General features: G+C 67.8%; 20 protein-coding genes. 12 read left to right on the top strand and 8 right to left on the bottom strand.

All coding sequences use genetic code 11. The features are described 5' to 3' along the window. The first annotated feature begins 55 nt into the window (after nt 1-55). Entirely contained in the window at nt 56-964 is a 909-nt protein-coding gene (locus D0Y85_RS06625; RefSeq protein WP_117309919.1) for a helix-turn-helix transcriptional regulator, read from the top strand. A gap of 59 nt (nt 965-1023) precedes the next feature. Beyond that, nucleotides 1024-3267 carry a DNA topoisomerase IV subunit A gene (gene parC, locus D0Y85_RS06620; protein ID WP_117309918.1) on the top strand — a complete coding sequence of 748 codons (2244 nt, stop codon included), beginning with the start codon at nt 1024-1026 and terminating at the stop codon, nt 3265-3267. Between the two features lie 253 nt (nt 3268-3520). Here parC and bfr read toward each other — a convergent pair whose 3' ends face one another. Continuing rightward, the gene (gene bfr, locus D0Y85_RS06615) at nt 3521-4009 is read right to left on the bottom strand and encodes a bacterioferritin (protein ID WP_025877631.1); all 489 of its coding nucleotides are present in this window, start codon (nt 4007-4009) and stop codon (nt 3521-3523) included. Between the two features lie 125 nt (nt 4010-4134). On the opposite strand from bfr, the gene D0Y85_RS06610 reads away from it, so the two are divergent. Then, on the top strand, nt 4135-6465 hold the full coding sequence (locus D0Y85_RS06610; protein ID WP_117309917.1) for a penicillin acylase family protein: 2331 nt from the start codon (nt 4135-4137) through the stop codon (nt 6463-6465). 103 nt (nt 6466-6568) lie between these two features. On the opposite strand, the gene D0Y85_RS06605 is transcribed toward D0Y85_RS06610, so the two are convergent. Beyond that, nucleotides 6569-7957 carry a cation:proton antiporter gene (locus tag D0Y85_RS06605; RefSeq protein ID WP_117309916.1) on the bottom strand — a complete coding sequence of 463 codons (1389 nt, stop codon included), beginning with the start codon at nt 7955-7957 and terminating at the stop codon, nt 6569-6571. Between the two features lie 108 nt (nt 7958-8065). Next, nucleotides 8066-9757, bottom strand: a complete 1692-nt coding sequence (asnB, locus tag D0Y85_RS06600; protein ID WP_117309915.1) for an asparagine synthase B — start codon at nt 9755-9757, stop codon at nt 8066-8068. Between the two features lie 341 nt (nt 9758-10098). Between asnB and D0Y85_RS06595 the strand changes: the two genes are divergently transcribed. Beyond that, entirely contained in the window at nt 10099-10977 is an 879-nt protein-coding gene (locus D0Y85_RS06595; protein WP_117309914.1) for an SEL1-like repeat protein, read from the top strand. A gap of 446 nt (nt 10978-11423) precedes the next feature. On the opposite strand, the gene dapE is transcribed toward D0Y85_RS06595, so the two are convergent. The 5 genes from dapE to map are packed head-to-tail and all read right to left on the bottom strand — an operon-like array spanning nt 11424 to nt 17424. Beyond that, on the bottom strand, nt 11424-12551 hold the full coding sequence (gene dapE, locus D0Y85_RS06590) for a succinyl-diaminopimelate desuccinylase (protein ID WP_025877640.1): 1128 nt from the start codon (nt 12549-12551) through the stop codon (nt 11424-11426). Further along, nucleotides 12548-12913: an arsenate reductase gene (locus D0Y85_RS06585; protein WP_080149330.1), complete on the bottom strand. Its 366-nt coding sequence runs from the start codon at nt 12911-12913 to the stop codon at nt 12548-12550. Before D0Y85_RS06585 ends, dapE begins: the two co-directional genes overlap by 4 nt. A gap of 13 nt (nt 12914-12926) precedes the next feature. After that, nucleotides 12927-14018: a 2,3,4,5-tetrahydropyridine-2,6-dicarboxylate N-succinyltransferase gene (dapD, locus tag D0Y85_RS06580; protein WP_117309913.1), complete on the bottom strand. Its 1092-nt coding sequence runs from the start codon at nt 14016-14018 to the stop codon at nt 12927-12929. Further along, nucleotides 14018-16645: a [protein-PII] uridylyltransferase gene (locus D0Y85_RS06575; RefSeq protein WP_117309912.1), complete on the bottom strand. Its 2628-nt coding sequence runs from the start codon at nt 16643-16645 to the stop codon at nt 14018-14020. Before D0Y85_RS06575 ends, dapD begins: the two co-directional genes overlap by 1 nt. Nucleotides 16646-16647: 2 nt before the next feature. Further along, the gene (gene map, locus D0Y85_RS06570) at nt 16648-17424 is read right to left on the bottom strand and encodes a type I methionyl aminopeptidase (RefSeq protein WP_205420742.1); all 777 of its coding nucleotides are present in this window, start codon (nt 17422-17424) and stop codon (nt 16648-16650) included. A gap of 239 nt (nt 17425-17663) precedes the next feature. Between map and D0Y85_RS06565 the strand changes: the two genes are divergently transcribed. From D0Y85_RS06565 to tsf, 8 genes are all read left to right on the top strand, one after another. Further along, the gene (locus tag D0Y85_RS06565; protein WP_117309911.1) at nt 17664-18191 is read left to right on the top strand and encodes a spore coat U domain-containing protein; all 528 of its coding nucleotides are present in this window, start codon (nt 17664-17666) and stop codon (nt 18189-18191) included. Then, nucleotides 18191-18946 carry a molecular chaperone gene (locus D0Y85_RS06560; protein WP_117309910.1) on the top strand — a complete coding sequence of 252 codons (756 nt, stop codon included), beginning with the start codon at nt 18191-18193 and terminating at the stop codon, nt 18944-18946. The genes D0Y85_RS06565 and D0Y85_RS06560 overlap by 1 nt, the downstream gene beginning before the upstream one ends. A gap of 7 nt (nt 18947-18953) precedes the next feature. Then, on the top strand, nt 18954-21296 hold the full coding sequence (locus D0Y85_RS06555) for a fimbria/pilus outer membrane usher protein (RefSeq protein ID WP_117309909.1): 2343 nt from the start codon (nt 18954-18956) through the stop codon (nt 21294-21296). Nucleotides 21297-21298: 2 nt separating this feature from the next. Beyond that, nucleotides 21299-22336: a spore coat protein U domain-containing protein gene (locus D0Y85_RS06550; protein ID WP_117311865.1), complete on the top strand. Its 1038-nt coding sequence runs from the start codon at nt 21299-21301 to the stop codon at nt 22334-22336. Between the two features lie 99 nt (nt 22337-22435). Next, a complete protein-coding gene (locus D0Y85_RS06545) occupies nt 22436-22663 on the top strand; it encodes a hypothetical protein (RefSeq protein WP_117309908.1) in 228 nt (75 codons plus the stop codon). Beyond that, nucleotides 22663-23367: a fimbria/pilus periplasmic chaperone gene (locus D0Y85_RS06540; RefSeq protein WP_117309907.1), complete on the top strand. Its 705-nt coding sequence runs from the start codon at nt 22663-22665 to the stop codon at nt 23365-23367. The genes D0Y85_RS06545 and D0Y85_RS06540 overlap by 1 nt, the downstream gene beginning before the upstream one ends. 219 nt (nt 23368-23586) lie before the next feature. Next, nucleotides 23587-24390 carry a 30S ribosomal protein S2 gene (gene rpsB / locus D0Y85_RS06535; protein WP_117309906.1) on the top strand — a complete coding sequence of 268 codons (804 nt, stop codon included), beginning with the start codon at nt 23587-23589 and terminating at the stop codon, nt 24388-24390. A 125-nt stretch (nt 24391-24515) separates the two neighbouring features. Beyond that, entirely contained in the window at nt 24516-25394 is an 879-nt protein-coding gene (tsf, locus tag D0Y85_RS06530; RefSeq protein WP_117309905.1) for a translation elongation factor Ts, read from the top strand. Nucleotides 25395-25660 lie beyond the last annotated feature (266 nt).

The raw sequence follows: 25660 nt of genomic DNA, 5'->3' as shown, positions 1-25660 counted from the left end.
GTGAAGGCGCCACCTTAATGGCGCCCCCAACTGGCCCGGTAGTACAATCCAGCCAATGAATGTCACATTCAAGCCACCCCTGGCCCACGTAAAGGCGGGCGAACCCGGCCCTGCCACCCTGCTGCGCGAAGAAGCACTGGATTGGTTCGAGCGCAATGACGGCCCGCCGGTCATCGCCTTCCGCTTCGACAGCCCGCAGGGGCTGGCCCGCGAAGTGGACTGGCATCACCACGTCCGCGCGCAGCTGATCTGCGTCGAACGCGGCCTGCTGACCACCCGCACCTCCCATGGCACCTGGTCGCTGGCGCCAGGTTCGGCGGGCTGGATGCCGCCGGCCGAGCCGCATACGGTCCACATCGATGGCCCCCTGCGCGGCTGGGGCATGGTGCTGGCCGCACCGCTGTGCGCCGAACTGCCCGCCGACCCATGCGTGCTGGGCATCTCGCGGTTGGCGCAGGCCGTGGCCGAACGCATCTGTGACTGGCCGCAGGACTACGAAAGCACCAGCGAACGGCAGCACATCATCAATGTGCTGCTGGACGAGATACGCGCCGCGCCGCGCCAGCGCATGCACCTGCCGATGCCACGTGACCGGCGCCTGCTGAAGATCGCCTCGCAGCTGCTGGCCGACCCGGCCGACGAGCGCGGCCTGGCGCAGTGGGCGCATTGGGCCGGCCTGTCGCCGCGCAGCCTGACCCGCCATTTCCGCGACGAGACCACCCTCAGCTTCGCGCAATGGCGCCAGCAGGCGCGGCTGGCCGAGGCGCTGCGGCAGCTCAGCGAGGGCCGCAGCGTGGCCGATATCGCCCACGCACTGGGCTTCAGCAGCGCCAGCGCCTTCGTCACCGTGTTCCGGCGACACTTCGGGCTACCGCCCGGACGCTACCTGGCACGGGCCGGCCACGGCCTGGAACCGGGCCTTGACCCTGCACGCGGCTTGGCATCCCCCGCCGCATCCGGATAATCACTGGATTGAGAGCGGCGACCGCCGTCACCGCCTCCCGACATAGGTAACAACGCCGCATGACCGATCTTGCCCGCCCCGTGTTCCACGGTTTCGAACAACTGCCGCTGCGCGAGTACGCCGAACGCGCCTACCTCGACTACTCGATGTACGTGGTCCTGGATCGCGCCCTGCCGTTCATTGGCGACGGCCTGAAGCCCGTGCAGCGCCGCATCATCTATTCGATGAGCGAGCTGGGCCTGAATGCCGCGTCCAAGCCGAAGAAGTCCGCGCGCACCGTCGGTGACGTCATCGGTAAGTACCACCCGCATGGCGACAGCGCGTGCTACGAAGCGCTGGTGCTGATGGCACAGCCGTTCTCGTACCGTTATCCGCTGATCGAAGGCCAGGGCAACTTCGGTTCCAGCGACGACCCGAAGTCGTTTGCGGCGATGCGTTACACCGAATCCAAGCTGACCCCGATCGCCGAAGTGCTGCTGGGCGAACTGGGCCAGGGCACCACCGACTGGGCACCGAACTTCGACGGCACCCTGCAGGAACCGACTTGGATGCCGGCACGCCTGCCGCATCTGCTGCTGAACGGCACCACCGGCATCGCCGTGGGCATGGCCACCGATGTGCCGCCGCACAACCTCAACGAGATCGTCAGCGCGCTGCTGCACCTGCTGGACGATCCGGATGCCAGCGTGCGTGACCTGTGCGAGCACGTGAAGGGCCCCGACTACCCGTCCAACGCCGAGATCATCACCCCGGCCAACGACCTGCGGAACATGTACGAGACCGGCAACGGCAGCGTGCGTGCGCGTGCCACCTACACCAAGGAAGCGCACAACGTGGTGGTCACCGCGTTGCCGTTCCAGGTGTCGCCGTCGAAGGTGATCGAGCAGATTGCCGCGCAGATGCGCGCCAAGAAGCTGCCGTGGCTGGAAGACATCCGCGATGAGTCCGACCACGCCAACCCGGTGCGCGTGGTGCTGGTGCCGCGCTCGAACCGCGTCGACGCCGAGCAGTTGATGGGGCACCTGTTCGCCACCACCGACATGGAGCGCAGCTACCGCGTCAACCTCAACGTGATCGGGCTGGACGGCCGTCCGCAGGTGAAGAACCTGAAGACGCTGCTCAGCGAATGGCTGGCATTCCGCAGCAGCACCGTCACCCGCCGCCTGCAGCACCGCCTGCAGAAGGTCGAGCGTCGCCTGCACCTGTTGGAAGGCCTGCTGGTGGCGTTCCTCAACCTGGACGAGGTGATCCACATCATCCGTACCGAGGACGAACCGAAGGCGGCGCTGATCGCGCGCTTCGGCCTGTCCGAAGACCAGGCCGAGTACATCCTGGAAACCAAGCTGAAGCAGCTGGCCCGCCTGGAAGAGATGAAGATCCGCGGCGAGCAGGACGAACTGGCCAAGGAGCGCGACAAGATCCTCAGCATCCTCGACAGCAAGGCCAAACTGAAGAAGCTGATCCGCGACGAGCTGCAGGCCGATGCGAAGAAGTTCGGCGACGAACGCCGCTCGCCGCTGGTGAAGCGCCAGGCCGCGCAGGCCATCGACGAGACCGAGCTGGTGCCGAGCGAGCCGATGACCGTAGTGCTGTCGGAGAAGGGCTGGATCCGTGCCGCCAAGGGCCACGACGTCGATGCGTCCGCCCTGTCCTACCGCGATGGCGACGCCCTGCAGGGCGCGGTGCGTGCACGCAGTACCCAGCAGGTCGCCTTCCTGGACAGCGAAGGCCGCGCCTACTCCACGCCGGTGCATACCCTGCCCTCGGCACGCGGCAACGGTGAGCCGCTGACCGGCCGCTTCTCGCCGGCCGCAGGCACCAGCTTCGTGACCCTGGCCAGCGCCGAACCGGATACCCGCTTCGTGCTGGCCTCGACCCACGGCTATGGTTTCGTCACCCGTTTCGAGAACCTGATCGGTCGCAACAAGGCCGGCAAGGCGATGCTGAACCTGTCGGCGGGCTCGTCGGTACTGACCCCATCGGTGGTGGCCAACGTCGCTACCGACCGCATCGTCGCGGTGACCAGTTCGGGCAACCTGCTGGCGATCGCCGCCAACGACCTGCCGGAACTGGACAAGGGCAAGGGCAACAAGATCATCGAGATCCCCAAGGCCAAGCTCGCCACCGAACGCGTGGTCGCCATCGTGGCGATCAGCCCGGGCCAGACCCTGCAGGTCCGCAGCGGCCAGCGCACCATGGGCCTGAAGTTCAACGAGCTCGACGCCTATCTGGGCGCCCGCGCCACCCGTGGCCATCTGCTGCCGCGTGGCTGGCAGAAGGTGGAAGGGTTGTCGGTCGAATGACGGTTGGTGTCAACCTGGGTTGACACGCCTTGCCCGGCAACCGGGAACCCGCCGGGCATGGCCCGGCGCTACCGGGATCGGAGCATCAGGCACAAAAAAGCCGGGGCATTCCCCGGCTTCTTTGTTTGTCGGCTGGCGGGCGGTGGAGCAGCTGGCGGGCGAAGGCTGGCTGGCGGTGCTCCGGTGCTGGCGGGCGACGTTGCTTTGCGCTCCTGGTAGAGCCGGGCATGACCCGGCGCTACGACAATCGGGGTCAGTGCGCCGGGGCGCCGCTGCCGTCGATCTTGCTCAGCTGGTACAGCTCCAGGCCGATTCGCTTGATCAGGCCCAGCTGCTGCTCCAGCCACCAGGCGTGGTCTTCCTCGGTGTCCTTCAACTGCGCCAGCAGCATGTCGCGGCTCACGTAGTCGCCCTTCTCCTCGCACAGCTTCATGCCGGCGGCGAGGTTGTTGCGCACCGCGTATTCGGTGTCCAGGTCCTTGCGCAGCATCTCCTCCACGGTCTTGCCGGGCTCGGTGGCATGCGGGCGCATGTCCGGGTCGCCGCCCAGGAACAGGATCCGGCGCAGCAGCGCGTCGGCATGCTGGGTCTCCTCTTCCATCTCGTGGTTCAGGCGTTCGTATAGCGCGAACAGGCCCTGGTCCTCGTAGCGGCGGGAGTGGATGAAGTACTGGTCGCGGGCGGCGAGTTCGCCGCGCAGCAGTTCCTTCAGGCAGGCGATGACGTCCGGGTTGCCTTTCATGGGGGGAGCTCCTGTGAATCGATGGCGCCCATGGTGCCCGATCTGGAACTACGGTGATCTAATCGGAATCAGTCGCAGTTGCGCCTGCGGCTACAATCGGCCGACCTGCTCGGAAAGGACCTGCAATGCGTCGTACGTGGCGGTGGATTCTGGGTGTGCTGGTGGCAATCGTGCTGCTCGCGGTGCTGGTCCTGTGGTTGCTGCTGCGCGGCAGCCTCGCCGAACTGGACGGCGAGCGCCCGTTGCCCGGGCTGGCCAGCAAGGTCACCGTAGAGCGCGATGCGCTGGGGGTGGTCACCATCACCGCCGGCAACAAGGCTGATGCCCTGCGGGCGCTCGGCAGTGTTCACGCGCAGGAACGTTATTTCGAAATGGACCTGATGCGGCGCAGTGCCGCGGGTGAACTGTCCGCGTTGTTCGGGGCGAAGGCGATCGAAGCCGACAAGCGCATGCGCGTGCACCGCCTGCGCGCGCGCACCGAGGCCCATCTGCAGGACGCACTGGGCAGCGACCCTGCGGCCGTGCGCGCCTATGTGGACGGGGTCAACCAGGGCCTGGGCAGCCTGGCGGTGCGGCCATGGGCCTACCTGCTGCTGCGGCAGGCGCCCCGACCGTGGCAGGCCAGCGACAGCGTGCTGGCAGGCCTGGCCATGTACGCCGACCTGCAGGACCCCAGCAACCAGTCCGAACTGGCCCTGGAGCGCATCCGCGCGGTGGTGCCGCCAGCACTGTATGCGCTGCTGGCAAACGACGGCAGCGAGTGGGATGCGCCGCTGGCCGGCGCTGCCCGCGGCAACGCCCCCCTGCCTGATGCCAGCCAGCTGGACCTGCGCACGCTGAAGGCCGCGACCGGCGCGGCTGCCGAGGATGCCGACGCGGTCGGCAGCAACAATTTCGCCGTGGCCGGCGCGCTGACCGCCGATGGCCGTGCGATCGTCGCCGACGACATGCACCTGCGCCTGCGCGCCCCCAGCCTGTGGTTCCGTGTGCGCCTGCGCTACCCCGATCCACAGGCCGCGGGTGGCCAGGTCGACGTCAGCGGATTCTCGCTGCCGGGCGTGCCGGCGGTGATTGTCGGCAGCAACGGCCACGTGGCCTGGGGCTTCACCAACAGCTACATCGACACTGCCGACTTCCGCACCGAGCCAGCGGACGCTGCAGTGACCGTGCACGAGGAACGGATCGTCGTGGCCGGCGGTGCCGACGTGCGTTTCCCGGTACGCGAAACTGCGTGGGGGCCGATCCTGCACACCCACGCCGATGGCAGCGGCGACGCCCTGCGCTGGGTCGCGCAGTTGCCGGGCGCGGTGCGCATGGACTTCGCCGACATGGCACGGGCCGCCGATCTGGACCAGGCCCTGCAGATTGCCGACCACGCCCGCATTCCCGCGCAGAACCTGGTGATCGGCGACCGCAGCGGGCGCATCGCGTGGCGCCTGATCGGCGCGCGGCCTGACCGTGGCCCGGGCTGCACACCGCTGGGCTTCAATGACAATCACCGCAACCCGGGCTGCGCGCCGTGGCCGATCCGCAGCGACGCCGCGCCGAGCCTGGTCGACCCTGCCTCGCATCGGCTGTGGACGGCCAACAGCCGCGTGGTGGACGAGGCGACCCTGGCCACGGTCGGCAATGGCGGCTACGACCTCGGCGCGCGCGGACGGCAGATCCGCGACCTGCTGGCTACGCAGGCGCATTTCGACGAGCACGACCTGCTGGCGATCCAGCTCGACGACCGCGCGGTGTTCCTGCAGCGCTGGTGGGTGCTGCTGCACCAGGTGGTCGAGCACAGCGACGATCCGGCACTGAAGCGGTTGGGCACGGCCAGCAGCCATTGGGACGGGCGCGCCGCGATCGATTCGGTCAGCTACCGGGTGGTGCGCGAGTTCCGCACGCAGGTGCTCGACACGTTGACCGATGCGCTGCTGGCACCGGCCCGGGCACCGCTGGGCGAGGATTTCCTGGCACCGCGCCTGTCGCAGCTGGAAGGCGTGGCCTGGCCGATGCTGCAGCAGCGCCCCGCCAACCTGCTGCCGCCCGCTTACACGAGCTGGGATGCGCTGCTGGCCGATGCGGCGCGCCGTACCGAAGCAGAGCTGTCCGCGCAGGGGCCGCTGGCGCACCGCAGCTGGGGCGAGCGCAATACCGCAGCGATCTGCCATCCGGTCGCGCGCGCCCTGCCCGCCTTCGCCAGCCGCTGGTTGTGCATGCCGGCCGATCCCCTGCCCGGCGACCGTGACATGCCGCGTGTACAGACGCCGGCGTTCGGCGCCTCGCAGCGCATGGTGGTCTCGCCCGGACACGAGGCCGATGGCATCGTGCACATGCCGGGTGGGCAGACCGGCCATCCGCTGTCTCCGTACTGGGGCGCCGGACACGAGGACTGGGTACACGGTCGCCCCACCCCGTTCCTGCCCGGCAAGGCGCAGCACACGTTGACGCTGCTACCGGCCAGGTAATTGCTCGCCGGGCATGGCCCGGCGCTACCAGAGCAACGAGCCCGCGCACAGTGGATCCGAACGATATGGTAGCGCCGGGCCATGCCCGGCGGGATTCACCGCGTCAGGCCTTGCGGCGCTCGATCAGGTTCAACAGCGGCCCGGTCATCGCAGTGGTCACCAGTGCCATGATCACCAGCACCGCAAACAGGCGGTCGCCCAGCAGGCCCAGCTCGTAGCCCAGGTTGAGCACGATCAGCTCCATCAACCCGCGGGTATTCATCAGTGCACCCAGTCGCCACGCTTCGCGTGAGGCCATGCCGGTACTGCGCGCCGCGCTCCAGGTGCCCAGCAGCTTGCCCACCGTGGCCACGGCGATCACCACCACGCACAGCAGAATGTCGCTGCTGTGCAACGCGTCGGCGCGCATGCGCAGGCCGGTCATGGCGAAGAACAGCGGCAGCAGCAGCGTCACCGCGAACGGTTCGACCCTGGCCACCAGCAGGTGCCGCAGCTGCGCGTTGGACGACACCGCCACGCCTGCGGCGAAGGCACCGAACAGCGCATGGATGCCGAGCACTTCGGTGACCAGCGCACTGGCCAGCGATAGCAGCAGGATGCCCAGCAGCCAGCGCCCTTCGCGACCCGGCGCGATGGTCTGGCGGGCGAACCACGGCTTCACCAGTCCCAGCATCAGCGCGATGAACGCCACCACGCACAGCAGGTTGACGCTGGCCGGCAACCAGCCGGTGGCCTGCGCTGCCGCCACGATCAGCGCCAGCAGGCACCACGCGGTCGCATCGCCCAGCGCCGCGCAGGCGATGGCAGTCTGCCCCAGCGGGGTGTGGGTGATGCCGCGATCAGCGAGGATGCGCAGCAGTACCGGGAAAGCGGTGATGCTCATCGAAATGCCGACGAACAGCGCGAACGCGGTAAAGCTCACGCCCTGCGGTCCATGCTGCGGATACAGCCAGATGGCCAGGACCACACCCAGTACGAACGGCACCGCGATGCCGGCGTGGCTGACGGTAAACGCGAAGCGACGACGCCCACGCAGCGCGCCCAGATCAAGCTCGGCGCCGGCTACCAGCAGGAACATCAGCACACCCAGCTGGCTGAGCATGCCCAGCGGCCCGAGCGAAGCGGCCGGGAACAGTGCACCGTGCACCTGCGGCAGCAGGCTGCCCAGCAACAGCGGCCCCATCATCAGGCCGGCGGCCATTTCGCCGATCACGGCCGGCTGGCCGAAACGCTTCAACAGCGCGCCGGCGCCCTTGGCGACCAGCAGCAGCACCAGCAGCTGCAGCAGGAACAGGCCGAGCGGCGAGGCCAGGTGATGGGCCCAGTCACTGCCGACCACGGCTTCGGCCTTGCTGGCCACCGTCGGCAGCCCGGGGCCCGCATAGCGGGCCAGCAGCAGGCCGACCAGCAGCGGCACGCCGGCCCACACCAGATAGCGCCAAGCCCACTTCGTCGGCCTCACGGGACCTCCGGTCTGTACGTCCATGAACATTCCCCAATGTGCAGGGGGCTGATGATACGTCCCTCGCCGCCCATGCGCTGCAGGGCTCGCCGGGCATGGCCCGGCGCTACCCGTGTGGCTGCCGCTCGGCGCGGCCGATCAGGCCAACGCCTGTTCGTGCACGCCGGCGATGGCGCGGCCCGACGGGTCGGCGGCGGCGGCAAAGCTGGCATCCCAGGCGATCGCTGCCGGCGAGGAACAGGCGATCGACTTGCCGCCCGGCACGGTTTCAGCCGCCGCATGGCTGGGGAAGAACTGCTCGAACAGGTGACGGTAGTAGTACGCCTCCTTGGTCTGCGGCGGGTTGTGCGGGAAGCGCTTGTCGGCCGCAGCCAACACGCGGTCGCTGACCTGTGCTTCGGCGTGCGCCTTCAGGCCATCGATCCAGCCATAGCCGACGCCATCGCTGAACTGCTCTTTCTGCCGCCACAGGATGCTGTCCGGCAGGTAGCCCTGGAAGGCTTCGCGCAGTACCGCCTTCTCGATGCGGCGACCACCAAAACCGGCGCCGACCATCTTGAGCGCGGCATCGAATCGCATCGCCACGTCGAGGAACTCGCGGTCCAGGAACGGCACGCGCGGCTCCACGCCCCAGGCCATCATCGACTTGTTGGCGCGCAGGCAATCGTAGTTGTGCAGGGCATCGAGCTTGCGCACCAGTTCCTGGTGGAATTCGCGCGCGTCCGGTGCCTTGTGGAAGTACAGATAGCCGCCGAAGATCTCGTCGCTGCCTTCGCCGGACAGCACCATCTTCACCCCCATCGCCTTGATCCGCCGCGCCAGCAGGAACATCGGCGTGGAGGCGCGGATGGTGGTGACGTCGTAGGTTTCAATATGGCGGATCACCTCCGGCAGCACGTCCAGGCCTTCTTCGAAGGTGTATTCGAAGCCGTGGTGGACCGTGCCCAGTGCTTCGGCGGCCACCGCAGCAGCGGCCAGATCCGGCGAGCCCTTCAGGCCGATGGCGAACGAATGCAGGCGCGGCCACCACGCTTCGCTCTGCCCGCCATCTTCGATGCGACGACGCGCATAACGTGCTGCCACGGCGGCAACCAGCGACGAATCCAGCCCGCCCGACAGCAGCACGCCGTACGGCACATCACTCATCAACTGGCGTTCGACCGCATGTTCGAAGGCCTGGCGCAGCTCGGCGAGATCGGCCGAGCGGCCCTGCACGTCGTCGTACTCGCGCCACGGCTGCTGGTAGTAGCGCACCAGCTCACCGCTGGCGCTGTCGTAGTAATGGCCCGGTGGGAACTGGGCGACGTCGGCGCAGGTATCGACCAACGCCTTCATTTCAGAGGCGACGCGCAACCGCCCCTGCGCATCATGGCCCCAGTACAGCGGCACCACGCCAACCGGGTCGCGCGCGATCAGTACACGACCCGCACTGCGATCCCACAAAGCAAAAGCGAAGATGCCGTTGAGCTGCTCCAGCCACTGCGCCGGCGACCCGCCCTGGCGGTACAGCGCGTTGATCACCTCGCAGTCCGAGCCGGTCTGGAAGGCATAGGCCTGGGCAAGTCCGCCCTTGAGCTGCTGGTGGTTGTAGATCTCACCGTTGACCGCCAGCGCCAGCTGCCCGTCTTCGGACAGCAGCGGCTGCGAGCCGCCTGCCGGATCGACGATGGCCAGACGCTCGTGCACCAGCAGCGCGCCCTCGTCCAGGTACACACCGCTCCAGTCCGGCCCACGATGACGCTGGCGCTGCGACAGCTCCAGCGCATGGCGGCGCAGGGAAGGAAGATCGTCACCGGCCTGCAGGCCGAAAATACCGAAGATCGAACACATGGGTGGAACTCCTGTTGTGGGGAAGTACACGGGGGGAAGGTGTTCGACCGGCCATCCAGGCCCGGGTGGGGCTGCGCCCGGGCACAAAAAAACCCGCATCGGCCGATGCGGGTTTTCTGGTGTCCGGGCGTATGTTGCTGTCTATCTACCCAGGGCGCAGTCCCGCATCGGCCGCGCACGATTATTCGCACGCAGATTATTGCGGTTGCTGTTGTTGACGACGGTGGCCAGGCGGATCGACATGGCATCGACCCTACCCCGCTTTCCGGCACGGCGCAACCGTTGCGTTGGCAACCACTGCGCAGAGCGCATAATGGCCCGCCGTGAAACGTGCAATGGAAATGCAACACCGCAACGGACGCAACGCGGCTCTGGCCGCCGTGATCTGCCTGTGCCTGGCCGCCTGCCAGACCCTGCCCCCACCCTCGCCCCTTCCGCCGGCTCAGCAGCAGAGCCTGGAACAACGCGGAACCGACGGCAGCTTCGAGGGGGCCTTTGATACCGCGGAAACCTTCGAGCGCTTCAACGATCCGCGCGCCATCGCCTATTACGAGCGTGCCGCAGCGGTCACCCCCTGGACCTTCCACAACACCAAGGCGGAAGAAGCCTTGGGCCGGATCTGGATCTCCGGCATGCTGCGGTATGCCGACAGCCCCCACATCAACCCTGCGCCGGTGCTGCGCGCGTCCTGGCGACGTGGCGAACGCGCCTATCTGGCGGCGGCGTACCACGGTAATCCCTATGCGTTCTACGAACTCGCCAAGGCCTATCGCCAGCGTGGCAATGCGCAACAGGCGCTGCGCTGGGACCTGCGCGGAATGATCTACCAGCGCTACCCGAGTTCATCGTCGCGACTGCCGGATGCAGTGGCCGCGCAGGGCGACAGCGCGCACCCGCTGGTTGCGCAGATCCAGCGTCGCGCCGAGCGCGGCGATGCCGAAGCGCAGGTGGACCTGGGCGCGCTGCTGGAGAAGGGCGTGGGACTGCCGCGCGATCCGGCGCGTGCGCTGCAGCTGTACCAGCGTGCCGGCGAGAAGGGCAATGTGTTCGGCCAGTACTTCGCCGGGCTGCTGCTGGGCCGCAGTGCGCCGGGCGTGGAGAAGGACACCGAGGCAGCGGCGGGCTGGTTCGCCCGGGCCGAGGCGCAGCGCTTCTACATGGCCGCGCCGAGCTACTGGAAAAAAGCGGTCGAACCGCCGTTCTTCATTTTTTCGGAATGACGCGCGCTGCTGCGCTCGCCGGGCATGGCCCGGCGACGCGGATCACACCAGCAACCGCACGCTCACCCGGTAGCGCCGGGCCATGCCCGGCGACGCGGATCACACCAGCAACCGCACGCTCACCCCGGTAGCGCCGGGCCATGCCCGGCGACGCGGATCACACCAGCAACCGCACGCTCACCCTGGTAGCGCCGGGCCATGCCCGGCGACGCGGATCACACCAGCAACCGCACGCTCACCCCGGTAGCGCCGGGCCACGCCGGCGACGCGGATCACACCAGCAACCGCACGCTCACCCCGGTAGCGCCGGGCCATGCCCGGCGACGCGGATCACACCAGCAACCGCACCCTCACCCTGGTAGCGCCGGGCCATGCCCGGCGACGCGGATCACACCAGCAACCGCACCCTCACCCTGGTAGCGCCGGGCCATGCCCGGCGACGCGGATCACACCAGCAACCGCTCCACCAGTCGCTGGTACAGCCCCGGCAGTGCTTCCAGCTCGTCCACGCGCACGTTCTCATCCACCTGGTGGATGCTGGCGTTGACCGGGCCGACTTCGATGCACTGCGCGCCCAGGGGTGCGATGAAGCGCGCATCGGAGGTGCCACCACCGGTGCTCTCTTCCGGTGCGCGACCGGTGTGCTCGGCCAGTACCGCGCGCGCCGCTGCACGCAACGTACCTTCGGGGGTGTAGAACGGCTCGCCACTGCGGTGCCACTTCAGCGTGTACTGCAGGCCATGGCGGTCCAGCAGCGCGGTGATGTCCGCTTCCAGCTTCGCTGCATCCCAGTGCGGGTTGTAGCGGATGTTGAAATCCACCTCCAGCTCACCGGGAATCACGTTGTTGGCACCGGTGCCGGCATGGATGTTGGAGATCTGCAGGCTGGTCGACGGGAAGCTCTCATAGCCCTCGTCCCAGCGCCGTGCGCTCAGTTCGGCCAGCATCGGCGCGGCAAGATGAATCGGATTGCGCGCTTTGTCCGGGTAGGCCACGTGGCCCTGCACGCCCTGCACGCGCAGCTTGGCCGACAGGCTGCCGCGACGTCCCACGCGCAGCAGGTCACCCAGCGTGGCGGTGGAGGACGGCTCGCCGGTGATGCACCAGTCGATGCGCTGGCCACGCTCGGCGAACAGCCGCGCGACATGGCGCACACCATCGATCGCATCGCCTTCCTCATCGCTGGTCAGCAGCACCGCCAGCGTACCGGCGTGCTGCGGATGGGCCGCAACGAACTGTTCGGCAGCGATCACGAACGCGGCCACGCTGCCCTTCATGTCGGCGGTGCCGCGACCGTACAGCACGCCATCGCGGATCTGTGGCGCGAACGGATCGCTCTGCCACGCCTCGCGCGGGCCCGGCGGCACCACGTCGGTATGGCCCAGCAGGACCAGCACCGGCGCGCCGCTGCCGTGCGTGGCCCACAGGTTGTCGACCTCGCCCAGCCGCAGGTGCTCACAGGTGAAACCGGCCGCCTGCAGACGTTCACCAATCAGCGCCTGGCAACCGGCATCGTCCGGGGTCACCGACGGCCGTGCAATCAGATCGCAGGCCAGGTCGAGGACGGCGCTCACGCGCCGCCCACGCCGAAGCGCGCCTTGAAACCGTTGTCGCTGAAACCCTGGCTGACCTTGCCGTCGGCAGTCACCACCAGCGGCCGCTTGATCAACTGCGGGTACTCGCGCAGCAGCAGCTTCCATTCCGCCTCCGAATCGGCGGCCTTGCGGTTGTCCGGCAGCTGCCGCCAGGTGGTGGAGGACCGGTTGACCATCGCCGCCAGGCCACCCAGCTGGGCGGCCCACTCCAGCAGCGTTTCCGGGCTGGGTTTGTTGTCGCGGTAGTCGACGAAGGTGTACGGCACGCCGAAGCGGTCCAGCCACTTGGTCGCCTTCTTGCAGGTATCGCAGTTCTTCAGACCATGGACGGTGGTGCTCATGCGCGCGGCCCCGTCAGTCGGCCAGGCCGCGCAGCAGGTCGTTGACGCTGGTCTTGCTGCGGGTGCGGGCATCGACCTGCTTGACGATCACCGCGCAGTACAGCGAGTGGGTACCGTCCTTGCTCGGCAGCGAGCCGGACACCACCACGCTGTACGGCGGAATGTAGCCGTAGCTGATTTCGCCGGTGGCGCGGTTGTAGATGCGGGTGCTCTGGCTGAGGAACACACCCATTCCGATCACGCTGTGATGGCCGACGACCACGCCTTCCACCACTTCCGAACGCGCGCCGATGAAGCAATGGTCTTCGATGATGGTCGGGCTGGCCTGCAGCGGCTCGAGCACGCCACCGATGCCGGCACCACCGGACAGGTGGCAGTGCTGGCCGATCTGCGCGCAGGAACCGACGGTGGCCCAGGTGTCGACCATGGTGCCTTCGCCGACGTAGGCACCGATGTTGGTGAAGCTCGGCATCAGCACCACGTCCTTGCCGAAATACGTGCCGCGACGGGCGATCGCACCCGGCACCACGCGCACGCCGCCACGGCGGAACTTCGCCTCGTCATAGCCGGCAAAGCGCGATTCGACCTTGTCCCAGAACGGTGCCGGGCGTGCATCGACCACGGCCATGTCGTTGACGCGGAAATACAGCAGCACCGCCTTCTTCAGCCATTCGTTGACCTTCCAGCCACCATGGCCATCGGGTTCGGCGACGCGGAACTCGCCGCTTTCCAGGCCATCGATCACGCGGTTGACCAGCGGCCGGGTCGAGCCTTCCAGTTCGTGCAGGGTCAGCGTGGCGCGGCGCTCGAAGGCGCTTTCGATGCCGAACTTCAGTTCTTCCACGCCCGGCCCGGCCGGCTTGCGCAGCGACTTGCGCGCGATGTTCTCGGCGCGCGCAGCTTCGGCGGTCTTGGCCGGGACCTTCTTTGCCGGCGCCTTCTTCGCTGCAGCCTGTTTCGGCACGGCGGCCTTCTTCACCGCTGCGGTCTGGCCCGCCTTCGGCTGTTGTGGAGCTTTCTTCGCAGCCGGGGCAGCGGCAGTAGTCCTTCTGGCCGCGGCGCTCTTGGCAGTCGCGGCAGTCTTCTTTGCAGGCTTGGTGGCCATCAGGCGGGGTCTCCGGCGTTTCGATCAGGGTCCAGGCAGGCCAGCATTGCGTCATGCAGCTGCTGCCGGGCGGATTCAGTCAGGGGGAGGTCGTGTTCGTCACTGATCACGAAGGTGTCTTCGGCGCGTTCGCCGAATGTGGCAATGCGCGCGTCCTGCACGCGCAGTCCCTGGTTGCGCAGCACGAACGCCACGTCGGCCAGCAGGCCGGGGCGATCGGGGGCGACCAGGGCAAAACGGGTCGCGCCGGGTTCATCGCGGAACTCGATGCGCGGGGCGAAACGGAAGTGGCGCAGCTGGCGTGGCACCACCCGGCGCGAGGGACGCAGCCGCGCAAGGTCGCCACTGAGCGCCTCGCGCAGTGCCGCTTCCAGGTTGGCGCTGCTGCCATCGGCAAAGGTGTCGGCCGGGCTCACTTCAAAATTATCGAAAATCGTGTCGGCCGGACCATCCAGCACGCGCGCGCGGTGGATGCCGTAGCCCTTGCGGTCCAGGGTCATCACGATCGCGGCGAACAGGCCGTCACGGTCCGGCGAATGCACGAACACTTCCAGCGCCGGGTCGTCGACACTGATCCGGCGAACCTTCACCAGCGTCTGGCCCTGCTTGATCGGTATCAGCGCGGCAGCCTGCCAGGCCAACTGTTCCGGGCGCAGGCGGATGAAACCTTCGTCGGGCATCACCGCGAACTGGCGATCGATGGTGGCATCGTCGTAGCCCTGCTCACGCACCAGCGCACGCACGCTGTCGCGCGCTTCGGCCACGCGCTCGGCGGCCGGCACCGGGTGCTCCAGGCCCTCGCGCAGCGCGCGGCGGGTAGCGAAATACAGATCGGCCAGCAGCCGGTCCTTCCACGCGTTCCACAGCTTCGGGCTGGTGCCGGCGATGTCGGCGCAGGTCAGCAGATACAGGTAATCCAGGCGGTCGCGGCTGCCGACCAGGGTCGCGAAACGATGGATCACGTCCGCATCGGCGATGTCCTGCTTCTGCGCGGTCACCGACATCCGCAGGTGCTGTTCGACCAGCCAGGCCACCAGTTCGGTATCCGAACCACTCAGCCCCTGCGCGTGGCAGAACGCCCGTGCATCGACCGCGCCCAGTTCGGAATGATCGCCGCCGCGCCCCTTGGCGATATCGTGGAACAGGCCGGCCAGCAGCAGCAGTTCCGGCTTGCGCAGGCGCGGCCAGACTTCGTGGGCGATGGAGAAACGTTCATCGGCGCGACTGCTGGCGAACAGACCCATGTTGCGCAGGACCATCAGCGTGTGCTGGTCCACTGTGTAGACATGGAACAGGTCGAACTGCATGCGCCCGCTGACCTGGGCGAACGCGGGAATCCACTGCCCGAGCACGCCCAGCCGCGCCATGCGCGAAAGCGTGTCGACCGGGCGCTGGCCACGCAGCAGGGCCATGAACTGTTCGCGCGCATCAGGGTCTGCCTGGTCATAGGCAGGCAGCAGCGGCAGCGATTCGGCCAGCGCGCGCGCAGTCAACGAATGCAGGCCACGGATCTGCGGATTGTTCGCCCAGCTGGCGAACAGCGCGAAGACCTGGCCGATGTCAGCATTCGGCCAGTCGGCATCGTTGGCCGCCAGGTAGCCACGGCGCAGCGCGAACCCCACCGTCAGCGGCTCGGGCTGTGCCTCGCCATCGAACTGTTCCTCGAAACGCTGCAGCAGACGATCGCTGATCCGCCGCACCACCGAAGCGGCGCGGTAGAAGCCCTGCATCATCTTCTCGACACCCAGGCTCTCGGCATCGTCTTCAAAGCCCAGGCGCGCGGCCAGGGTCTTCTGGTAATCGAAGCGCAGGCGCTCTTCCGGGCGGCGGGCCACCAGGTGCAGGCCGAAGCGCAGCCGCGCCAGCACCGCACGTTCGCGCTTCAGCGCCGCGGCCTCATCAGCGCCCAGGTGGCCCAGGCCGACCAGCGCTTCCAGATCGCGCACGCCAAACGCACGCAGCGCCATCCAGCCCAGCGTGTTGAGATCGCGCAGGCCGCCGGGGCCATCCTTCAGGTCCGGCTCCAGGTTGTCGGCGGTGTCGCCGAAACGCTGGTGGCGGTTGCGCAGTTCTTCCAGCTTGGCCAGGAAGAACGCACGCGGCGGCCATAGTTCGCGGTCATCCACTGCCGCACGCAGCGCACGCCGCGCCGCCTCATCGGCCATCAGCGGGCGCGCTTCGATCAACGCCGTCAGCACGGTCTGGTCGGCTGCAGCCTCGCTGCACTGCCCGGCCGAACGCACCGCGTGGCTGACCGCCAGGCCGCAATCCCACAGCAGCGCGAACAGGCGCGCGAGCGCCTGTTCATGGGCCAGCTGCGCCTGCGGATCGCCGAACACCAGCAGGTCGATGTCGGAGCGCGGGAACAGTTCACCGCGCCCATAGCCGCCGACCGCAAACAGCGACAGGCCACTGTCGGCCGGCAGGCAGCGCTGCCAGGCATGGCGGATCAGGTGATCGGCCGCGCGCGCGCGCAATGCCAGCAGGCGCTCGATGTTGTCGCCCTGGTCGAAGCGGCGGTACAGGCGCGTATCGGCCTGCTGCAGCGCATCGCGCGCGGCAGCAGCCCAGTCCGGGTCGTTGAGCGACGCGGCCGGCGTGTCCAGCAGCGAACTCGCCGGCAGCATCGTCAGGAGACCTGCGACTCGCCCGGCGACAGGGTCAACACGTCCACGCCGGTCTCGGTGACGGCGATCATGTGCTCCCACTGTGCAGACAGCTTGCGGTCCTTGGTCACCACGGTCCAGCCATCGGGCAGCACCTTGTTGTAGCGGGTGCCCTCGTTGATCATCGGCTCGATGGTGAAGGTCATGCCCGGCTGCAGCACCAGGCCCTGGCCCGGACGGCCGTAATGCACCACCTGCGGTTCATCGTGGTAGACCTTGCCGATGCCGTGGCCGCAGTATTCGCGCACCACGCTGAAACGCTCGCTCTCGGCATAGCTCTGGATCGCATGGCCGACGTCGCCCAGGGTCGCGCCCGGACGCACCGCGCGGATGCCGCGCCACATCGCTTCATAGGTGGCGTCCACCAGGCGCTTGGCCATCACCGACGGGGTGCCGACGAAGTACATGCGGCTGGTGTCGCCATGCCAGCCGTCCTTGATGACGGTGACGTCGATATTGATGATGTCGCCGTCCTTGAGGACCTTCCCTTCGCTGGGAATGCCGTGGCAGATGACATTGTTGACCGAGGTGCACACGGTCTTGGGGAAGCCGCGGTAGCCGACGTTGGCCGGAATGGCGCCCTGTACGTTCACGATGTGGTCGTGGCAGATGCGGTCCAGTTCCTCGGTCGTGACACCGGGCTTGACGTGGGGGGTGACGATGTCGAGCACTTCGCTGGCCAGGCGGCCGGCGATGCGCATCATCTCGATTTCCTGCGGGGTTTTGATATTCACGCTCATGGCTCCCATTATCGCCGATCCGGCCGCAATCTGAACGAACGCCACCCAACTGGCGATCCGGGCCATGCACGGATCCGGCAAGGAAGGTGAAAGCGTGATGGCCCACACCCTTTTGATCGCCTGTTTCTCACGGAATACAGACACTTGCGGTGCCTACGCTAGCCCCACTGTCGTCTGATCGGCGCCAAACGTGCCGACTTCGCGCTGTTCAACGGACCTTCGGGTCAGGGAGGTTGTCCATGCGATCCACCGTTCGTTTCCCCTGGGCCTGGGCCCTTGCCCTGCTGGCAGCCGGTCCGGCCATGGCTGCTGACACCACCACGTTCAACGTCACCCTGGTGGTCACCAAAGCCTGCACCATCACCGCAGCAGCGGCCACCAACGTCGACTTCGGCACGGCTGCATCCACCACCGCCACCCCGACCCTGGGCCAGGGCACGGTGACCGCGCAGTGCTCGGCACTGACCCCGTATACCATCGCCCTCAACGCCGGTGCCAATGCCGGCACGGCCAATGACGTCACCACGCGGCGGATGAAGAACACCAACGCGGCAGTGACGGCCAACAACTACGTGGGCTACCAGCTCTACCAGGATGCCGCACATACCCTGGTGTGGGGCGCCACCACGGGCACCAACACCCAGGCCGGTATCGGCACCGGCCTGGCAGTGCCCTACATCGTCTACGGCCAGATCCTCAACCTGAGCACGGCCAACGCTGCCACCGGCAACTACCTGGATACCGTCACCGCCACGATCACCTATTGATGGAGCACGCCCGCATGGCCGGATCCCGCCCGTGGCGCGCCACCGGCGTGGCGCTGCTCGCCTTCAGCCTGCTGCTCGGGGTCACCGGGGTTTCGGCGACCAGCCTGCAGGTCGCACCCACCAGCCTGCAGCTGGAGGCACGCCAGCGCGCCGGCGAACTGTGGTTGACCAACAGCGGCACCTCGCCGGTGAAGCTGCAGGTGCGGGTATTCCGTTGGGTGCAGCAGGACGGCAATGAACAGCTGCTGCCCACCGGGGATCTGCTGGCCACGCCACCGATGCAGGAACTGGCCGCCGGCCAGCAGCAGCTGGTGCGGGTCATCCGCGCCGTTGCCGAGGCACCGGCCGTGCAGCAGCACTACCGGCTGATCGTCGATGAGGTGCCCGACCTGGCCACGCGCAGCGAAGGCATGCAGTTCGTGCTGCGCTATTCGATCCCGGTGTTCGTGCAGCCCGGTCCAGGCAGCCGCCTGGCCCCGCAGCTGCACGCCCGCCTGGTGCGGCTGGACGACGGGCGCAAAGGCGTGGAAGTAGGCAATACCGGCAACAGCTACGCGCAGATCGCCGACCTTGCCCTCGGCAGCGCCGAGCGCCCGCGCATCGTCCACCCGGGCCTGCTGGGCTACGTACTGCCCGGCCAGATCATGCGCTGGCCACTGGGGCGCACGGCGATCGACGCCGACAACGACCAGATCACGGCAAAGCTCAATGGCGAGTCGGAACAGACGCCGCTGCCGCCGCCACCGGCTCGCTGAGGCGCTGATGAGCGCAGCGCTCGGTGCGGCCCTGTCCCCGGCGGCTCACGCAGCCGATGTCTCCGGGGTCTCCGCCGATGCCCTGCTGCCGCCCCCGACCACGCTCACGGCCAACCAGACGCTGTACCTGGACGTGACCCTCAACAGCACGCCACGCGGCCTGCTGCCCTTCACCTACAATCGCGGTCGCCTGCAGGCCAGCCCCGAGATCCTGCGCCAGCTCGGCTTCAACGCCAGCGGTGAGGCCCCGGTCCATCTGGACCAGATCAGCGGCGCGGTGGTGCGCTATGACGCGCAGCTGCAGACCCTCGCCCTGGACGTGCCACTGGACCAGTTGACCCTGCCCACCACCGTGATCAGCCGACCGCAGGTCCACGCTCCCCGCGGCAGCGCCTCGCCCGGCGTCCTGCTCAATTACGACCTGTATGGCAGCCGCGTCGACAGCCTCGGCAACCTGACCCTGAGCGCTGAGCTGCGGGTGTTCGGCATAGGGGCCGGCGCCTTCGAGAACACCGCGGTCAGCCGCCGCTACCAGACCGGCGAGCGCCACTGGCGCAGCGAAAGCGTACGCCTGGATACGCGCTGGACGCTGGACTTCCCGGACAAGGCGCTGACCCTGGAGGTGGGCGATTTCTACAGCGGCTTTGTCGACTGGAGCCGGCCGGTCCGCCTGGGCGGCATCCACATCGGCCGCAATTACGGGCTGCAGCCGTATCGCGTTCTTACCCCGACTCCGGCCTTCCTCGGCCAGGCGGTGGTGCCATCGACGGTCGAGCTGTATGTGGATGGCCTGCGCCAGTACAGCGGCCAGGTACCGGTCGGGCCGTTCCAGCTGGCGGCGCAACCAGGCATCAGCGGTACCGGCAGCGCGCAGGTGGTGGTCACCGATGCCTTCGGCCGCATGCAGACCCTGGATTTCAGTTTCTACGGCACCCAGCAGCTGCTGGCCAAGGGCCTGTCGGACTGGTCGCTCGGCGTCGGCCAGCTGCGCGAGCAGTTCGGCGAACGCTCCTTCGCCTACGACGACCGTACCGTGGCAAGCGCCAGCTGGCGCGGCGGCGTCAGCGACACATTCACCGGCGAAGCACACGCCGAGGGCGGCGGCGGCCTGGCCCAGGCCGGCGTGGGTGGCTGGTGGCTGCTGGGCGGCGCCGGCGTGCTCAATGCCGCCTATGCCCGCAGCCGCTACCAGGGCCTGCAGGGCGGACAGTGGGCGCTGGGGTACAGCTGGAACAACCGGCGCTTCAATTTCAACCTGCGCAGCGTGCGCAGCCACGGTGACTACCGCGACCTGGGCGCGCTGCAGGCCAACCTGCCGCCCAGCATCAGCGAGCAGGCCACGGTCGGCCTGGACCTGCTGCGCCTGGGCACGCTCAGCGCCAGCTATCTGCGGCTGCGCTACCCCGATGGCGATGACAACCGTTATGCCAGCCTGTTCTGGTCACGCAGCTGGAGCCCGCGCTGGTCGGCCTACCTGTCGGTCAACCAGAACCTGGACGACAGTGATGACCGCAGCGTCTACCTGTCGCTGACCGCAAGCCTGGGCAACAACCGCCAGGCCAGCCTGTCCAGCCAGCGCAACGGCGACAGCCAGAGCTGGGTTGCCGATGTCACCCAGCCGGTGCCGGGCGACGGCGGCGCAGGTGGTATCGGTTGGCGCGCACAGGTCCGCCACGGCGACGGCGGCAGCGGCGGCCTGGCCGAAGTCGGCATCCTCAACGATGTCGGCCGCTATGCCTTCGGTGCCTCCCGCCAGGCGGGCCTCAACCATGCCTATGGCAGCGCGAGCGGCAGCCTGGTGTGGATGGCCGGGCACACCTTCGCCGCCCGCGAAGTCGCCGATGCCTTCGCGGTGGTCAGCACCAATGGCATCGGCGGTGTGCCGGTGCGGCTTGAGAACCGCCTGATCGGTGCCACCGACGAGCGGGGCCTGCTGCTGATCAGCCCGCTGCTGTCCTGGCAGCGCAACCGCGTCTCCATCGATACCCTGGACCTGCCTGCGGACATGCGCGCCGATCGCATCGAAGACTGGGTGACACCCCGCCAGCGCGCCGGTACCCGGGTGACCTTCAACCTGCGCTCGCGGCCTTCGCTGACCCTCACCCTGCAGGACATGGCAGGCCAGCCGCTGGAAGCCGGCAGCGAGGTGCAGCTGCCGGATGGCCGCCAGGCGTCGGTCGGCTACGACGGCCTGCTGTACCTGGAAGACGTGGCCGCTGGAACCGTGCTGTACATCACCACCAGCCGTGGCCAGTGCCGTGCGCGGGTACCGGCGTCGTCACAGGTGGTCGCCGCCGGAGCGCGGCCGCGCCCGGCCCCGCTGCAATGTGTGCCGGAGGTGGCGCCATGAGCCTGCGCCTGCTGCTGGCGGGCGTGCTGCTGCTTGCATGCCTGGTGCCCAGCCTGCCGGCCCGCGCCGCGGCAGTATGCACGGCAACCGCAGACGCCCTGCTGCCGTTCGGCAACGTCAACAGCGGTGCGGCCGGCCCGACCTCGGGCACCCTGAACATCACCGTGACCTGCACCACCGCCGCGCTGAGCCTGCTCGCCACCACCGGCGTGCGCGTCTGCGTGGGCATCGGCAGCGGCAGTGGCGGCAGCACCACCACGCCGTGGCGAACGATGGTCAACGGCAGCGGCGATACACTCAATTTCCAGCTCTACAACACCTCCAACTACAGCCAGGTGACCGGCCTGACCCCGCGCGGCGTACCGCCGGCGCAGGAGCTGACCATGACCTACAACGTGCCCCTGCTGACCGGCGGCAGCGGCGCGCAGAGCGTGCAGTTGTACGCGCAGATCCCGGCCAACCAGGTGCTGGCATCGGGCAGCTACAGCAGCACCTTCAGCGGCGCGAACGTGGTGCTGACCTGGGCCTGGAACGAGGTACTGCTGGGCAACGCCAGCGTGCCGGCCAACTGCAACGGCGGCGCGACCGGCACCAACAGCAGCAGTGCCGCCTTCGCCTTCAACACGACCGCCACCGTGCTGCCGCAATGCGGCAGCTATCTCACCACCACCATGAATTTCGGCAACGTCACCGGCGGCATTCCCGCCAACATCGACCAGACCGCTACCCTGACGCTGACCTGCCTCAAGCGCACCGCCTACCAGGTCGGCCTGAACAACGGTCAGAACAACCCGGCCCTGACCACCACCCGGCGCATGCGCACCACCATCGGCGGCAACAGCTATTACCTGACCTACGAGCTGTACCGGGATGCTGCGCGCAGCCAGCGCTGGGGCAATACGCTCACCGTGGACACCTTCAGCGGCGTTGGCACCGGCAGCGCGCAGACACTGGACATATTCGGGCGTGTGCCCCCCGTGGCCGGACAGCCGCCGGCGGGCACCTACAACGACCTGGTGCAGGTGACGATCACCTACTGAGCGGAGCTCGTTCTACAGAATCCCCCCTGTCGGCCGATACCGCGCATCAAGTCGACAACACGGTGGATCACAGGTGGTTCGGGAGTACTGATCTGGGCGATGACCATCGCCAGCACGGCAGCCTGGGCAGAACCGGTACCTGCTCCGCTGCAGATCCGCCTGGTCGTGGTTGAAGGCTGCGCCGGTACTGACGGCGCCCCACGCTGCCCGGTGCCGCAGCAGCACAACGATGGCGGTCACCTGCCGCCCCAGGTCCGGGAACTGGCCCCGCCTGCGCAGGACGAACAGGGGCATTCGCTGCCCGAACCGCCCACCACTTACTACTGATGCGCCGGCTGCTGCTTCTGCTGGCCGCCGTGCTACCACTTCCCGCGCAGGCGCAGGCGCTGGAGCTGGTGCCGACCACCCTGCACCTGCCGGCCGCGCAGGGGCGGACCGAGCTGTGGCTGCGCAATCCCGGCCCCGGCCCGTGGCGCGGGCAGCTGCAGGTCTGGGCGTGGGACCAGCAACAGGATGCAGAACACCTGCAGCGCAGCGGGCAGGTACTGGCCAGCCCGACCCTGCTGGACCTGCCTGCCGGCGCGCGCCAGCGCGTGTGGTTGCTGCCTGCCTCTTCCGCGCCGGTGGCCGCCGAACAGGCGTTCCGTATCATCCTGGCACCGGACGACGCCGGCATGCCGCGCTATTCGCTGCCGTTGTTCCGTGGCGAACTTGCCTCCCCGGCGCGGCCCCGCCTGCAGGTGGAGGTGGTGGCTGGCGGATCTCAGCCAATACTGCGACTGCACAACAGCGGCGCCCGGCACGCACGCCTGAGCGACCTGAGCTATGAGCCGGCGGATGGCCAGCGCAGCCTGCTGCTGCCCGGCCTTGCCGGCTACGTGCTCGCAGCCAGGCGACGACAGTGGCCATTGCCGCCGCGCGCCGATGGCTATGCAGGCGGCCGCTTCCGCGCCCGCCTGCAGGACGGCACAGATGTGATTCTGACCCCATCGGTGCCCGCAATTGCGGCGAGCCAGTCAAGCGGGCTATAATTGCCCGGATGTCCTGCCGCCCTGTGCGCGGGACGCCGTCCACACCGGACGTCACCGGTGAATCCACACCTGCTGCCCCCATCCGTGCCGGGGTGCTCCGCAAGGAGTTCGGCCACGGAGGCAACAGGGAAGCCCAACCCCGGAACCATCAGCGCTTCCACGCGTCCCGCACACCTATCCCGCGGGCGGAATCGCCGGTTCCCCATCAGGAGTTCTGCAATGCCCCAGGTCACCATGCGTCAGATGCTGGAAGCCGGCGTCCACTTCGGCCACCAGACCCGTTACTGGAACCCGAAAATGGCTCCGTACATCTTCGGCGCCCGCGGCAAGATCCACATCATCAACCTGGAAAAGACCGTCCCGCTGTTCAACGATGCGATGAACTTCATCTCGTCGGTTGCCCAGAAGCGCGGCACCATCCTGTTCCTGGGCACCAAGCGCAGCGCGCGCGAGTCGATCCGCGAAGAAGCCGAGCGTTGCGGCATGCCGTTCATGAACCAGCGTTGGCTGGGCGGCACCCTGACCAACTTCCGTACCGTCAAGCAGTCGGTTGCCCGCCTGAAGGAACTGGAAGCCGGTGAAACCGACGGCACCTTCGACAAGCTGGTCAAGCACGAAGTGCTGGGCCTGCGTCGCGAGCGCGACAAGCTGGAAGCCTCGCTGGGCGGCATCAAGGACATGAACCGTCTGCCGGACGCGATCTTCGTCATCGACATCGGCCACGAAGACATCGCCATCAAGGAAGCCAAGAAGCTCGGCATCCCGGTGATCGCTGTCGTCGATACCAACTACAACCCGGAACTGGTGGATTACGCGATCCCGGGCAACGACGACGCCATCCGTGCCGTGCAGCTGTACGCGCGCGCCGCTGCTGACGCCGTGCTGGAAGGCAAGGCTGCTGCACCGCACGCTGCCACCGTCCGTGAAGAAGAGTTCGCCGACGCTCCGGCCGAAGAAGCCAAGCCGGCCCGCCGCGCTCCGGCCAAGAAGGCTGCTGCCGACAAGGGCGAAGCCCAGGCCTGATCCAGGCCCTGGTGGGCGCCACGCGCCCACCTTTCCTGTCCGCTGCCGATGGCGCGACGACAGGAGACTGTCACACGGGCCGGCCACCATGCCGGCCCAACCCCTTTCTTTCGTGAGGTAATCCCGTGGAAATCACTGCTTCCCTGGTCAAGGAACTGCGCGAGCGCACCGGCGCCGGCATGATGGAATGCAAGAAGGCGCTCACCGAGGCTGGCGGCAACATCGACGCCGCTGCTGAAGCGCTGCGCAAGTCCGGCGCTGCCAAGGCCGACAAGAAGGCTGACCGCGTGGCCGCCGAAGGTCGCCTGGGCCTGGCCCAGGACGGCGGCAAGGCCGTGCTGGTCGAGATCAACTCGGAAACCGACTTCGTCGCCAACGACATCAACTTCAAGAACTTCGTCGATTCCGTCGCCGCTGCCGCCCTGGCATCGGGCGCCGCCGACGTGGAAGTGCTGAAGTCGGCCAAGCTGCCGAGCGGCCAGACCGTCGAAGAAGCCCGCGCGACCGCCGTGCAGACCCTGGGTGAGAACATCCAGATCCGTCGCCTGGTCAAGCTGGACACCACCGGCAACGTCGGTTCCTACGTCCACACCAACGGCAAGGTCGGCGTGCTGGTCGACCTGATCGGCGGCGACGCCGAGCTGGCTCGCGGCCTGGCCATGCACGTGGCTGCGCTGAAGCCGCCGCACAACAAGGCTGCCGATGTGCCGGCCGAGTTCGTGGAAAAGGAAAAGGAAATCGAACTGGCCAAGATGTCCGAGAAGGACAAGTCAAAGCCGGCCGACATCCTGGAAAAGATCATCAGCGGCAAGATCAACAAGATCGTCAGCGAAGTGACCCTGTACGGCCAGAGCTACGTGCTGGACGGCGACAAGACCGTCGAGCAGGTGGTCAAGGCTGCCGGCGCCGACGTGGCTGGCTTCCAGCTGCTGGTCGTTGGCGAAGGCATCGAGAAGGTGGTGGAAGACTACGCCGCCGAAGTTGCCAAGGCGATGCAGGTCTGATTCCAGCCTCACGGCTGCAATGAAACCAGAAGGAGCCGCGGGAAACCGCGGCTCCTTTTTTATGCCGGTGGGCCTGTGGGTGCCCTTCACCTGTGGGTGGCCGAATCTGTGGGTGCGCACCGTTGGTGCGCACACCGTCACCTTTGCGTTGCAGCCGAATCAAGCCGATACTCGGCACAGGGAACCTGCAGTCACATAACAGGAACGAAATTCGCAGACTGTGATGCATTCCTAGGTATTCTTGTCCTAATGGAATTGAACGACCC

Origin of the sequence: Stenotrophomonas sp. G4 (genome assembly GCF_003428825.1) — a bacterium.
Taxonomy (GTDB): domain Bacteria; phylum Pseudomonadota; class Gammaproteobacteria; order Xanthomonadales; family Xanthomonadaceae; genus Stenotrophomonas; species Stenotrophomonas indicatrix.
The sequence above is the reverse complement of the archived record's forward strand: the minus strand, read 5'-3'. Positions and strand labels throughout refer to the sequence as shown.